This window comes from Halorubrum sp. Atlit-28R, assembly GCF_003665955.1.
Taxonomy (GTDB): Archaea; Halobacteriota; Halobacteria; order Halobacteriales; family Haloferacaceae; genus Halorubrum; species Halorubrum tropicale.
The window spans coordinates 40,636-53,194 of the sequence record NZ_QPLS01000013.1 but is presented as its reverse complement, the minus strand read 5'-3'; the positions used below and the strand labels follow the sequence as shown (position 1 = coordinate 53,194).

Annotated in this window: 14 protein-coding genes; 9 read left to right on the top strand and 5 right to left on the bottom strand. The window is 71.5% G+C overall.

The annotated features are described in order from the left end of the window. Positions 1–261: a glutathione S-transferase N-terminal domain-containing protein gene (locus DVK06_RS15460; protein ID WP_121600957.1), complete on the bottom strand. Its 261-nt coding sequence runs from the start codon at positions 259–261 to the stop codon at positions 1–3. A gap of 184 nt (positions 262–445) precedes the next feature. On the opposite strand from DVK06_RS15460, the gene DVK06_RS15455 reads away from it, so the two are divergent. Continuing rightward, positions 446–1,873: a hemolysin family protein gene (locus DVK06_RS15455; RefSeq protein WP_121600956.1), complete on the top strand. Its 1,428-nt coding sequence runs from the start codon at positions 446–448 to the stop codon at positions 1,871–1,873. Between the two features lie 102 nt (positions 1,874–1,975). Here the strand turns inward: DVK06_RS15455 and DVK06_RS15450 are convergent, their stop codons facing one another. Then, the gene (locus DVK06_RS15450) at positions 1,976–2,707 is read right to left on the bottom strand and encodes a DUF5781 family protein (protein WP_121600955.1); all 732 of its coding nucleotides are present in this window, start codon (positions 2,705–2,707) and stop codon (positions 1,976–1,978) included. Positions 2,708–2,852: 145 nt separating this feature from the next. On the opposite strand from DVK06_RS15450, the gene DVK06_RS15445 reads away from it, so the two are divergent. Further along, complete coding sequence (locus tag DVK06_RS15445; RefSeq protein ID WP_121600954.1) at positions 2,853–3,899, top strand: hypothetical protein; 1,047 nt, start codon at positions 2,853–2,855, stop codon at positions 3,897–3,899. 39 nt (positions 3,900–3,938) lie between these two features. On the opposite strand, the gene DVK06_RS15440 is transcribed toward DVK06_RS15445, so the two are convergent. Together DVK06_RS15440 and DVK06_RS15435 are read right to left on the bottom strand one after the other, a co-directional pair. Then, a complete protein-coding gene (locus DVK06_RS15440; protein WP_121600953.1) occupies positions 3,939–4,658 on the bottom strand; it encodes a queuosine precursor transporter in 720 nt (239 codons plus the stop codon). Continuing rightward, entirely contained in the window at positions 4,651–4,866 is a 216-nt protein-coding gene (locus DVK06_RS15435) for a type II toxin-antitoxin system ParD family antitoxin (protein ID WP_121600952.1), read from the bottom strand. The genes DVK06_RS15440 and DVK06_RS15435 overlap by 8 nt, the downstream gene beginning before the upstream one ends. A 146-nt stretch (positions 4,867–5,012) precedes the next feature. On the opposite strand from DVK06_RS15435, the gene DVK06_RS15430 reads away from it, so the two are divergent. The 4 genes from DVK06_RS15430 to DVK06_RS15415 all read left to right on the top strand — a co-directional run bounded on the left by DVK06_RS15430 (position 5,013) and on the right by DVK06_RS15415 (position 9,358). Then, positions 5,013–5,594 (top strand): biotin transporter BioY, encoded by a 582-nt coding sequence (locus DVK06_RS15430; protein ID WP_053771813.1) that lies wholly within the window; start codon positions 5,013–5,015, stop codon positions 5,592–5,594. A gap of 10 nt (positions 5,595–5,604) precedes the next feature. Further along, positions 5,605–6,357: an energy-coupling factor ABC transporter ATP-binding protein gene (locus DVK06_RS15425; protein WP_121600951.1), complete on the top strand. Its 753-nt coding sequence runs from the start codon at positions 5,605–5,607 to the stop codon at positions 6,355–6,357. Beyond that, entirely contained in the window at positions 6,354–7,067 is a 714-nt protein-coding gene (locus tag DVK06_RS15420) for an energy-coupling factor transporter transmembrane protein EcfT (RefSeq protein WP_121600950.1), read from the top strand. The genes DVK06_RS15425 and DVK06_RS15420 overlap by 4 nt, the downstream gene beginning before the upstream one ends. A gap of 110 nt (positions 7,068–7,177) precedes the next feature. Continuing rightward, complete coding sequence (locus DVK06_RS15415) at positions 7,178–9,358, top strand: (Fe-S)-binding protein (RefSeq protein ID WP_121600949.1); 2,181 nt, start codon at positions 7,178–7,180, stop codon at positions 9,356–9,358. A gap of 30 nt (positions 9,359–9,388) precedes the next feature. Here DVK06_RS15415 and DVK06_RS15410 read toward each other — a convergent pair whose 3' ends face one another. Next, complete coding sequence (locus DVK06_RS15410) at positions 9,389–9,682, bottom strand: hypothetical protein (RefSeq protein WP_121600948.1); 294 nt, start codon at positions 9,680–9,682, stop codon at positions 9,389–9,391. A 145-nt stretch (positions 9,683–9,827) separates the two neighbouring features. Here DVK06_RS15410 and DVK06_RS15405 point away from each other — a divergent pair, with 145 nt between their 5' ends. The 3 genes from DVK06_RS15405 (at position 9,828) to meaB (ending at position 12,557) form a co-directional block, all read left to right on the top strand. Continuing rightward, positions 9,828–10,880 carry a sodium:calcium antiporter gene (locus DVK06_RS15405; protein WP_121600947.1) on the top strand — a complete coding sequence of 351 codons (1,053 nt, stop codon included), beginning with the start codon at positions 9,828–9,830 and terminating at the stop codon, positions 10,878–10,880. A 90-nt stretch (positions 10,881–10,970) separates the two neighbouring features. Beyond that, a complete protein-coding gene (locus DVK06_RS15400; protein WP_121600946.1) occupies positions 10,971–11,390 on the top strand; it encodes a cobalamin B12-binding domain-containing protein in 420 nt (139 codons plus the stop codon). Further along, a complete protein-coding gene (gene meaB, locus DVK06_RS15395; protein WP_121600945.1) occupies positions 11,391–12,557 on the top strand; it encodes a methylmalonyl Co-A mutase-associated GTPase MeaB in 1,167 nt (388 codons plus the stop codon). Positions 12,558–12,559 lie beyond the last annotated feature (2 nt).

Here is a 12,559-nt window from a genome sequence, read left to right as displayed (position 1 = left end):
TCAAGCCCCCTCCTCGCCGTACGTCCCCTTCAGGTACTCGACGATGTTCGCGCTCTCGGACATGGTGACGCCGGTCTCGCGGTCGACGATCGCCGGCACGCTCCGGGCGCCGGAGACGCGCTTGACGACGTTGCGCTCGGAGTGCATCGGCTCGACGTAGCGGGAGCGGTACGCTACGTCGAGCTCGTTCAACGTCCGGACGACCCGCTCGCAGAACGGACACGCCTGAAGCCGGTACAGGGTGATCTGTGGCTCGCTCATGTCCCGCGATTCGCCCGCGAGACGGGTAACCGTGTCGGCGGCGGCACCCCCGTCGACGAGGGCCCCGGTCGGCGGCGGCACGCGCCTCGGCGGCACTCAGCCGCCCCGCCGGCACTCAGCCGCCCCGACGCGGGGCTCACCGAAGGGAACCCTTTAATCGTGGGCCGACGGATGACAAACGAATATGGGCTTGTGGTCGAGTACGCTGACGGCCGGTCTCCTCCAGATACAGATGCCCGGCGACACCGTCGTCGCCGCGCTCGGCGCGCTCACGATCCTGGTGTTGATCGCGCTGTCGGCGTTCTTCTCCTCGTCGGAGATCGCGATGTTCTCCCTGCCGCAGCACCGCATCGACAGCCTCGTCGAAGACGGGGTGCCGGGATCGGAGACGGTGAAGGCGCTGAAGACCGACCCGCACCGCCTCCTCATCACGATCCTCGTCGGCAACAACATCGTCAACATCGCGATGTCCTCCATCTCCACCGGACTGCTCGTCTACCTCGGCTTCGGGCAGGGGCAGGCCGTCACCATCGCCACCTTCGGGATCACGGCGCTCGTCCTGCTGTTCGGCGAGAGCGCGCCGAAGTCGTACGCCGTCGAGAACACCGAGTCGTGGGCGCTCCGCATCGCCCGCCCGCTGAAGCTCTCCGAGTACGTCCTCCTCCCGCTCGTGGTCCTGTTCGACTACCTGACCCGGGTCGTCAACAAGATCACCGGCGGTCGCTCGGCGATCGAGTCGTCGTACGTCACCCGCGACGAGATCCAGGACATCATCGAGACGGGCGAGCGCGAGGGCGTCATCGACGAGGAGGAGCGCGAGATGCTCGACCGCATCTTCCGGTTCAACAACACCATCGCCAAGGAGGTGATGACGCCGCGGCTCGACGTCACGGCGGTCGCGAAGGAGGACACCGTCGAGGAGGCGATCGAGACGTGTATCCAGGCCGACCACGAGCGCGTCCCCGTCTACGAGGGGAACCTCGACAACATCGTCGGCGTCGTCACGGTGCGCGACCTGGTCCGCGAGCTGCGCTACTCCGAGGGGACGCCCTCTCTGGAGCGGGTCGTCAAGCCGACGCTCCACGTCCCCGAGTCGAAGAACGCCGACGAGCTGCTCGCGGAGATGCAGGAGAACCGCCTCCAGATGGTCACCGTCATCGACGAGTTCGGCACCACGGAGGGGATCATCACGCTGGAGGACGTGGCCGAGGAGATCGTCGGCGAGATCCTCGAAGGCGACGAGTCGGCGCCCGTGGAGTTCGTCGACGACGACGTCGCGGTCGTCCAAGGACAAGTCAACATCGACGAGGTCAACGAGATACTCGGGATCGAACTGCCCGAGGGCGAGGAGTTCGAGACGCTCGCCGGCTTCGTGTTCAACCGCGCGGGGCGGCTCGTCGAGGAGGGCGAGGAGATCGAGTTCGACGGCGTCCGGATCCGCATCGAGCGCGTCGACAACACCCGGATCATGTCCGCCCGCGTGACCGTCCTCGACGGCGGCGCCGCCGAGGCGGAGGAGTCGAGCGCGCCCGTCGAGGCCGCGGACTCGACCGACGAGAACGCGGCGGAGGCCGACGGCGAGGGCGATCCGGTCCAGAACGACGCGGAGTGAGACGGCGCCGCCGACGCCTTCCGGACTCGAATCGACCGTCGACGACTGCCGATACCGACCATCGTCCCCGCAGCGTCGCCCGCGAGCGACGCGCTACCCCGTTCAGACCGCGTAGGCGCGCGCGGCGGCGACGAGCGCCTTCCGGTAGTCGCTCTCGGAGGGGTCGTGGCCGAGGTCGAGGAAGCGCTCCTTGAACGCGTCGACGTCGACGGCGTCGGTGTCGCTCCCGGCGGCGCGCGCGAGATCGTAGATGCGGTGGTCGGGGCCCGCGATGCCGTGGCGCTCGACCAGCGCCAGCGCGAACGCCGCGTTGACGGCCGTTATCTCGGGGTCGGCGCCCGCCGTCACCGGCGGCGAGCCGGTGCGCGACACGTCGGGGCGGTCCGCGACCGCGGCCGCCAGCGTGGATTCAAGGAACCCGAGCAGCTTGCCCGCGGGCGCGACCGAGAGCGTGATGTCGTCGGCGTAGATGTCTTTCATGTGGTTCGCGATCTGGTAGCAATGCGCGAGCTTGCGGCGCTCCACGGTCTCGCCGGAGAGCCCGAGGTACAGCGCCTCCTCAGTCGACTGGAGGTGCGAGGGGTGGCCCTCCTCGTACCGGGCCATGTGCGCGAGCTCGTGGATCGCCAGCTCGCGCGCCATCGCGCTCGTGGCGGCCCGCCGGGAGACGTTCAGCACGTGGTGGTCGTCGTAGTGGCCGGCCCAGGTCCGCTCGTCCGGGTCCTCGCGGACCACGACGCGGACCGGCGCCTCCACGGAGCGCTCGGTCTCGAAGAGGTCCGCGGCGCCGAGAAACGGGTCGGGGGGTACGTCCCCCTGGACGCGAAGATCCATGCGTACAGTTGACACGGGCGGCGGCGATAAGTCTCTTGCGCTCGTCGAACCCCGGTTCCGCCCGCGTCCGGGGGCGACGCGCCGAAGCCTCGCCGCCGGGATGCGCCGGCGTACGCTTTTTGGCCTCCTGGCCGAACCCCGACCCATGCGGATCTACGCGGCCTACGACGACGGCCTCCGGATCGTCGACCCCGCGACCGGCGCGGTCGAGACGCGCCTCTCCGGCCAGCGCGTCGAGTGCCTCTCCGTCGCGCGCCGCGAGGCCGGGGCCGACGACCCCGGACGACCGCGCGTCCTCGCGGGGACGTTCGGCGCGGGGCTGTTCCGCTCCGTCGACGGCGGCGAGCGGTTCGCCCGCGCGGCCGAGGCGACGCTCGGCCCCGAGGGGTCCGGTCCCGACGCGGTGACCGCGGTCGCGACGAGCCCGCACGACCCCGCAGTCGTGTGGATCGGGACGGAGCCCTCGCGGACGTACCGCTCCGCCGACGGCGGCGAGACGGCCGATCCGGTCGGCGGCCTGACCGACCTCCCCTCGGCGTCGGAGTGGTCGTTCCCGCCCCGGCCTGACACCCACCACGTGCGGTGGATCGAGCCCTGCCCGGCCGACCCCGAGCGGTGGCTCGTCGGCATCGAGGCGGGCGCGCTCGCCGTGACCGCGGACGGCGGCGCGACGTGGACCGACCGCCCGGCCGGCGCCCGGCGGGACACGCACGCGATGGCGACCCATCCGGACGCGCCCGACCGCGTCTACGCCGCGGCCGGCGACGGCTTCGCCGAGAGCGACGACCGCGGCGACTCGTGGCGCGTCCCCGAGGCCGGCCTCGACCACGGGTACGCCTGGGGGCTCGCGGTCGACCCGGGCGACCCCGACACCGCGCTGGTCAGCGCGGCCGCGGGCGCGACGGCCGCCCACCGCCGCGGCGAGAGCTACCTCTACCGCTACCGGCGCGGCGAGGAGGGAGGAGCGGCGGGCTCGGAGCGCGGTCCCGGCGCGTTCGAGCGCCTCGACGACCGCGGGTTCCCGACGGGCGAGGGCACCTACCGGGCGGTGCTGGCCGCCGGTCGGGCCGCGGGGGAGATATGGGCGCTCTCGAACCGCGGGCTCTTCGTCACCCGCGACGCGGGCGACTCCTTCGAGCAGGTGCCGGTCGACCTCCCGGACCGGGCGGCGCGGGCGCTCGCGGTCGGTTGACGGCCGCGAGAAAGGGCCACCGGGAACCGAGCGACGCGGTCAGTCCCGGACCGTGCCGACGATCAGGTAGACGACCGGCGTGTCGAGGACCGCGATCCCGAGCTTCAGGATGTACTGGCCGAGGCCGAGCGCGAGCAGCGTCGGCGGGTCGAACACCGGTCCGACGCCGAGCAGGAGCGGCGCGGCGTAGAAGGCGACGCCGACGAAGATGACGGTGTCTATCGCCTGGCTCGACGCCGTCGACGCGAGGTTGCGGAGCCACAGCATGCGCTCGCCGGTGCGGTCGCGGATCGCGTGGAAGACGAACACGTCCCAGTTCTGGCTGACGACGTACGCCAGCAGGCTCCCGGCGACGATGTTCGCCGCGGGCCCGAGCGCGGTCTGGAAGGCGGCCGACACCTCGGGGTCGACCCCGGGCGCCGCGAGCGTCGACCACACGAGCGCCAACACGAGGAAGTTCGCGAGGAACGCGACGTTGACGACCACCTGCGTCGCCCGCCGCCCGTACAGCTCCGCGTAGCAGTCCGACGCCAGGAACGTGAGCGCGTACGCCAGCGCCGCGCCGGGCAGCAGGATCTCCGGCCCGACGACCGGTAACGCGACCGGGAGCGGCAGCGCCAGCACCTTCGCGGCCGTGAGCTGCGCGGTCGCGAGCGCGACGGTGAACAGCGTGATCAGCCCGACCGCCGCGACCGCCGACCGGTCGAGGGGGTCGGTCCGGAACGGCCCGCTCCCACCGGTCGCGGTCCGGCTACTCATCGGTCCCTCCGCTCGTCTCGGCCGCGGTCGACGTGCGGTCGCCGTCGAGTCGGTCGTGGCGGGCGTCGATCTCGTCGAGCAGGTCGAGGGTCTTGCGGATCGACGCGCGCACCGCGTCGCTGCGGTTCACGAACTTCCCGTCGTCGCCGACGTGCTCGTCGAGGTCGGCGAGCAGCTCCGCCGGGATCTCGACGCTTATCTTGGGCATACTCGTCTCGTGGACGCCGGGCGGGGATGAACGTTATTATCCGAGGATTATCCGGGGGCTCTCACGGTAGTCGGACTCGGGGGCGAGCGGGCGGCGTCGAACTCGTAAACCGCTACGTTGAAGTAGGTTTACGAGTCCGTTCAGCCATGGCAACGAACACGGAGTCCGTCGACCTCGTCGGCGACGAGGCGGCGACGAACCTCGCGCGCGCCGCGCTGTTCGCGGCGCTCGTCGGCGCGTTCGCGTACGTATCGTTCCCGTTCCCGGTGTCGCCCGCGCCCGTCACGCTCCAGGTGCTCGGCGTGTTCCTCGCCGGGATCTTCCTCGGCCCCGTCTGGGGCGCCGCCGCCCTGGTCCTCTACCTCGCGGCCGGGGCGCTCGGCGCGCCGGTGTTCTCCGGCGGCGCGGCGGGCTTCGGCGAGCTCGTGGGCGCGACCGGCGGCTACCTCTGGTCGTACCCGCTCGCGGCGGGGCTCGTGGGGGCGATCGCCCACCGCGGCGCCGCTCTCCGCGACCTCGACGCCGTCTCCGCCCCGCTCCTCGTGGCCGCCATGACCGCGGGGACGGTCGTCGTCTACGCGATGGGGGTCGCCGGCCTCTACCTGACGCTCGACCTCACCCTCGCCGAGTCCGTGATCCAGGGCGCCGTGGTCTTCCTCCCGGCGGAGGGCGCGAAGATGGCCGCGGCGATCGGCATCGTCCGGTCGGACGCGATCGCGGCGCGGTGAGGGGCCCGCCGTGATCGAGGTCCGGGAGGTCACCTGTCGGTACGGCGGCTCCGGTGACGAGGGCGGCGTCACGGCAGTCGACGACGTCTCACTCTCGGTCCCCGACGGCCAGTTCCTGATCGTCGCGGGCGCGAACGGCTCCGGGAAGACGACGCTGGTCCGGACGTTCAACGGGCTCGTCGACCCCGACGCCGGCCGCGTGGCGGTCAACGGGACCCCGGTCGAGACCGACCTCGTCGCGGCCCGGACCGCGGTCGGGATGGTGTTTCAGGACCCCCGCGACCAGTTCGTCGCGGCGACCGTCGGCGCCGACGTGGCCTTCGGGCCGGAGAACCTCGGCCTCTCGCACGCGGAGATAGACCGCCGCGTCGAGGCCGCGCTCGACGCCGTCAACATGGCCGGCCGCGAGACCGACCGGATCGCGTCGCTGTCAGGCGGCGAGCGCGAGCGGGTCGCGATCGCCGGCGCGCTGGCGATGGAGCCAGACCACCTCGTCTTGGACGAGCCGTTCACCGGCCTCGACGAGCCGGCGCGGCGCTCGGTCGTCGAGCGGCTCCGCGCGCTCCGCCGCGAGGGGACCGGGGTCGTCGTCGTCACCCACGACCTCCGGGACGTGTTCGGCGTCGCCGACCGCGTGGTCGGCCTGGCGGACGGCCGCGTCGCGGTCGACGCGCCGCCGGCCGAGGCGGCCGCGGCGCTCCCCGGGCTCGACGTGCGCGTCCCCGAGGCCGACCCCGCCGAGCCCCGCCCGAGCGACGGATGACGCTGTCGTACGTCCCCGGCGACTCGATCGGCCACCGCCTCGACCCGCGCTCGAAGCTGCTCGTGCAGGTCGCCTTCGCGGCGGCGGCGTACGCGCACACCACGCCGCGCGGGCTCGCCGTCCTCACCCCCCTCGCCGCCGCCTGCCTCCTCGCGGCCGACGGCGGCGCCCGCGACCTCTGGGCGTACCGGGTCGCGCTGCCGTTCCTCCTCGTCGCGCCGCTCGTCGCCGGCGCGACCCTCGGCGCGCCGTGGTTTCGGGTCGAGCGCGCGGCCGGCACGGCGCTCGCGAGCTACCGCGTCCTCCTCATCCTGGTCGTCGCGGCCGCGTACGTCCGGTCGACGCCGGTCCGGGAGTCCCGCGCGGCGGTTCAGCGGACGATTCCGGGGCGCCCGGGCGTCTTCCTCGGCGCGGGCGTCGCACTCGTCTTCCGGTTCCTGCCGCTCCTGCGGCGCGACCTGTTCGCGGCGCGCGACGCCATGCGGGCGCGCCTCGGCGACGAGCGCCCCGTCCGCGACCGGATGCGGATCGTCGCCGTCGCGGGGATCGACCGCGCGCTCTCCCGGGCCGACCGGCTCGGCACGGCGCTCGTCGCCCGCTGTTTCGCGTGGAACCCGACCCTCCCGCGGCTGGCGTTCCGCCGCGTCGACGCCCCGGCGCTGGCGCTCGCCGGATGCCTGTTCGCGGCCGCCGTCCTGCGGGTCGCGTGAGGCGGCAGGGCACCGGCGGCGCGTCGCCGAGCGCTCGAAACCGGGGAACGCCGAGCGACGGCCGCCCGGTTGTGGCAAGTTTTAACCTCACGGTATCCCGGTGATCGATCATGACTCCCCTACAGGCGGCCACCCGAGAGACCTTCTGGACGATCGGTCCGGTGGGGAAGGCGGCGTTCTACTGGCTCGCCGCCGTCGCGGTCCTCGTCTTTCTGTACGGCGTGTACGCGCGGTTCGCGGCGTACGCGCGCGGTAGCGCCGACCCGCGGGACCGGCTGTCGGACCTGCCCGGCCGGGTCGCCGCCGCGACGAAGACCGTCCTCGCGAACGAGAACCAGTTCGACGGGGACCTGTACACCGGCGTGATGCACACGTTCGTGCTGTGGGGGTTCCTCGTCTTACTCGTCGCGACGACGATCCTCGGCATCGACATCGACCTCTACCGCCCGCTCACCGGCGAGTCGTTCTGGGTCGGCGACTTCTACCTCGCATACCAGTTCGCCGTCGACGCGTTCGGCCTGCTGTTCGTCGTCGGCGTCGGCATGGCCGCGTACCGCCGCTACCGGCAGCGCGAGGGCCGGCTGTGGGGCAAACACACCTCCCTCGAAGACGACGCGTTCGTCTGGACGCTGCTCCTCCTCGGCGTCGGCGGCTTCCTCGTCGAGGGCGTGAGCATGGTCGGCCAGCCGCAGCGGGCGACCGAGACCGTGAGCTTCGTCGGGATGGCGCTCGCGACCGGGCTGGAGGCGGCCGGGCTCACGGCCGCGGGCGCGGAGGCGATATACGGCGCCCTCTGGTGGAGCCACTCGCTGCTCGCGTTCGCGTTCGTCGCGTGGATCCCCTACGCGAAGCCGTTCCACATGATCTCCTCGTTCGCGAACGTCGTCGCCCGCGACGAGAAGGCGGGCGCGCGGCTCCCGAACGTCCCCGCGGACCTCGATCACACCAACGCCGAGTCGTTAGAGGACTTCACGTGGAAGGAGCTGCTCGACGGCGACGCCTGTACCAAGTGCGGGCGGTGTACAGACGCCTGCCCCGCCGACACCGTCGGGCGGAACCTCGACCCGCGGAACGTCATCCTCGACCTGAAGTCGTACCGCGAGTCGGTGAGCGACGACCCGGTGGCCGGGCGCGGGGACGGGCCGGTGGCGACCGACGGCGGGACCGCCGCCTCTGACGGGGGGACCGTCCCCATCGTCGCCGACGAGGGCGGCGTCATCGACGCCGAGTCGATGGAGTCGTGTATGTCCTGTATGGCGTGTATGGACGCCTGCCCCGTCGACATCGAACACCTCACCTCCTTCACGAAGATGAACCGCCAGCTCGTCGACGAGGGCGCGGTCGACTCGAACCTCCAGGACGTGTTCCAGGACGTGATGGGGAAGGGGAACACCTTCGGCGAGTCGCAGTCGGCCCGCGGCGACTGGACCGACGACCTCGACGACGCCGTCGACGTGCCCGACGCCCGCGAGACCGAGGTCGAGTACCTCTGGTACGTCGGCGACTACCCGAGCTTCGACGACCGGAACAAGAAGGTCGCCCGCGCGCTCGCGCGTCTCTTCGACGAGGCCGACGTGTCGTTCGGCATCCTGTTCGACGACGAGAAGACGGACGGCAACGACATCCGGCGGATCGGCGAGGAGTTCCTCTACCTCGAACTCGCCGGTCACCACGTCGAGACGTTCGCTGACTGCGAGTTCGAGAACATCGTCTGTACCGACCCGCACTCGTACAACACCATCAAAAACGAGTATCCCGAGGTCGACTTCGCGGAGTTCGCGGACGACCCGATGATGCCGTTCGACCGCGAGGAGCCGTGGAACGCGGACGGCGCGGTCGACGTGTTCCACTGGACGCAGGTGGTCGAGGAGTTAGTCGCGGACGGTCGGCTCGACCTCGCCGGCGACGAGTTAGACTACACCGTCACCTATCACGACCCCTGCCACCTCGGCCGGTACAACGACGAGTACGAGGCGCCTCGGGAACTCATCAGGGCGACCGGCGCCGACCTCTACGAGATGCCCCGCTCGCGGGACGACTCGTTCTGCTGTGGCGGCGGCGGCGGCGGCCTCTGGACCGAACACGACGAGGAAGTCAAGCCGAGCGAGGAGCGCCTCCGGGAGGCGGTCGAGGACACCGACGCGGGGGCGGCGATAGAGAAGTTCGTCGTCGCCTGCCCGATGTGTACGACGATGTTCGAGGACGGGCGGAAGACGGGGAACTTCGAGGACGACGTGGAGATCGTCGACGTCGCGGAGCTGCTGATCGAGGCGGTGGAAACGGGGTCGTGAGGCCTCGAACGGCGCCCTCTCCGCGGCGGCTCAGGCCCGCGGCGACCGCGCGCCGGTCGCGTCGTCGGTGCGGCGTAACAGGGCGCGCCCGGGGGCGCGGTCGCGGACCGGCGCGTCGCCGAGGTAGTCGACGAGCGCGTCCCTGAGGAGCGCGACGCCCTCGTCGTCGAGGGGCGCGCCGCGCTCTATCGACTCGATCGGGCGGTGATACGGCTCGTCGTCGGTCGCGTTCCGCGCGGCCTCTATCAGCGCGGCGTGAGCCACCCACGCCTCCTCGTGGGAGGTTGTCGGCGCCGGCGGCCCGTCGGTCGTGGATGGCGGCATTCGTCCGGGTTCTCCCGGTACGGGTACTTAAAATTACGTCCCGAATTCGACGGTTTCGAGACGCGACGGCTCCGAGCGCGCCGCCGGCCCTCCTCCCCCGGTCGCTTCCGGAACCACTAATCGGGTCCGCGAACAGAGTGTATCCGTGACGCTACTCGGGGAGCTCATCGGCGACCAGTCGCTGTTCGTCTGGGTCCCGATCGGTCTCGTCGGGTTCCTGCTGACCTGGAAGGGCGCGAACGTCGTCGAGTCGACGACCTCGAAGATCAGCGACCACTACGGCGTCTCGCAGGCGATCCAGGGCGGGCTGATCGTCGCGGCCGCGACCTCGTTCCCCGAGCTCGCGATCATCGTCATCTCGGTGCTGGTCCTCGGCGAGTTCGGCGTCGGCGCCGGGGCGCTCATCGGGACGGCGGTGTTCAACATCTTGGTCATCCCGGCCGCCGTCGCGATCACGAGCGGCGACACGACGACGACGCAGGGGATCGTCTACCGCGACGCCATCTTCTACATGGTCGCCGTCCTCGCGCTCTTCGGCGTGATCGCCTTGGGCGTCCTCGGCACCGACGGACGGGAACTCGCCCGGATCACCCCGCAGATGGGCGTCGGACTGTTAGTGTTGTACGGCGTGTACGTGATCCTGCTCGTCGGGGGCAAGAGCGGCGCGTCGGACATGGAGCGGACCGAGTCGACGAACGTTCCGAAGCAGCTCGGCCTGTTCGCGGCCGGGCTTGCCGTCGTGCTCGTCGGCGTCGAGTCGATGATCGGGATGACGCTCGAGGTCTCCGACGCGCTCGACGCGCCCCCGTTCCTGATGTCCGTCACCGTGCTGTCGGTGATGAGTTCGTTCCCCGACCTCCTCGTCGGCGTGAAGATGGGGCAGGCCGGCGACAAGCGCGCCGCGGTCGCCAACGTCTTCGGGACGAACACGTTCAACCTCGTCGCCGCGCTGCCGATCGGCGTCGTCCTCGCCGGCGGCGTCTCGATCGGGTTCCTCACGTCCGTCCCGCTCATGCTGTTCCTGTTTTACACCACCCTCGTCGTCGTGGTGATGGCCGCGACGGACTTCGAGATCACCACCGAGGAGGGGTACGTGTTCCTCGCGATGTACCTGATCTTCCTCGCGTGGATGACGACCGAGGCGGTCGGCGTCACCACGCTCCTGACCGAGTCGACGCTCCGGACGATCGTCGGGTGACCGGTCGGTGACTCGACCGGGGCCACCTCGGCGCCGGAACCTTCCCAATCGTCCGTTAGAATCAAACCCGCACGCGACCCAGTGTGGGACATGAGCGCCGAACAGCAGGAACGTGCGGTGCGGTGTCTGGTCGCGAAGGTCGGGCTCGACGGTCACGACCGGGGCGCACACGTCATCGCGCGGGCGTTCCGCGACGCCGGCTTCGAGGTCGTCTACTCCGGGCTCCACCGGGCGCCGGAGGACATCGTCCAGGCGGCGGTCCAAGAGGACGTCGACGTCCTCGGGATCTCGATCCTCTCCGGCGCGCACAACACGCTGGTCCCGAAGGTGATCGAGGGACTGAAGCAGTACGACGCGTTCGACGACACCCTCGTCCTCGTCGGCGGGATCATCCCGGACGAGGACGAGGACGACCTGAAGGAACTGGGCGTCGCCGAGGTGTTCGGACCCGGGACCCCGATGGAGGAGACGATCGAGTTCATCCGGAGCAACGTCCCGGAGCGCGCGTAGATGGCCGGGCCGGACGCACCGGCGTTCGCGGACGCGCCGTCGCTCACCGACGCGGACGCCGCGCTCGTCGAGGACCTCCTCTCGGGGAGCCACCGCGCGCTCGCCCGGGTCATCACCAAGATCGAGAACCGAACGCCCGGGTACCGGGCGATCGTCTCCGCGCTCCACGAGCACACCGGCGGGGCGGACGTGATCGGGGTCACCGGCTCGCCGGGCGCCGGGAAGTCGACCCTCGTCGACAAGCTGGCGGCCGCCTACCGCGACCGCGGCGACACGGTCGGCGTGATCGCGGTCGACCCCTCCTCGCCGTACACCGGCGGGGCCGTCCTCGGCGACCGGATCCGGATGGGGTCGAACGTCGGCGACATGGACGTGTTCTTCCGCTCGATGAGCGCCCGCGGCCAGCTCGGCGGCCTCTCGACCGCGACCGCGGACGCCGTGAAGGCGCTCGACGCCTTCGGGAAGGACGTGGTCGTCTTAGAGACCGTCGGCGCCGGGCAGAACGAGGTCGACGTGGTCCGGACCGCCGACACGGTCGCCGTCCTGGTCCAGCCCGGCTCCGGCGACGACGTCCAGACGCTGAAGGCCGGCATCTTAGAGATCGGCGACGTGTTCGTCGTGAACAAGGCCGACATGGACGGCGCCCAGCGGACCGTCGCCGAGCTGGAGGAGATGGTCCACCGCCGCGAGGGGACGACGACGGCCCGCGACGCCGGCCACCACGGCGCGGCCTCGATGGCCTCGACCGGCGGCGCCGCGGGACAGCGCGACGGCGCCCGGTCGGGCGGTTCCGGGAGCGACGAGCCCGACGCGGACGACTCGGGGGGCGACGAGTCGTGGACGCCGGACGTGTTAGAGACCGTCGCGAACACCGGCGAAGGGGTCGAGGCGCTGATCGAGGCGTTCGACGCGCACGCGGCGTACCTCCGCGAGTCCGGCGAGATCGAGGCGACCGAGCGCCGGCGGTACGCCGCGGAGGTCCGCACGCTCGTGCGGGCGGACGTGGGGGGGCTCGCGACCGCCGAGATCGAGCGGCACGGCGGGATCGACCGCCTCGCGGAGCGGGTCCGCGACCGCGAGACCGACCCGTACGCGGTCGCGGAGGCGATCGTCGGACCGATCGCCGACTGCGTCGAGGAGGCGGCCGACCGGGACCGCGACGACTGACT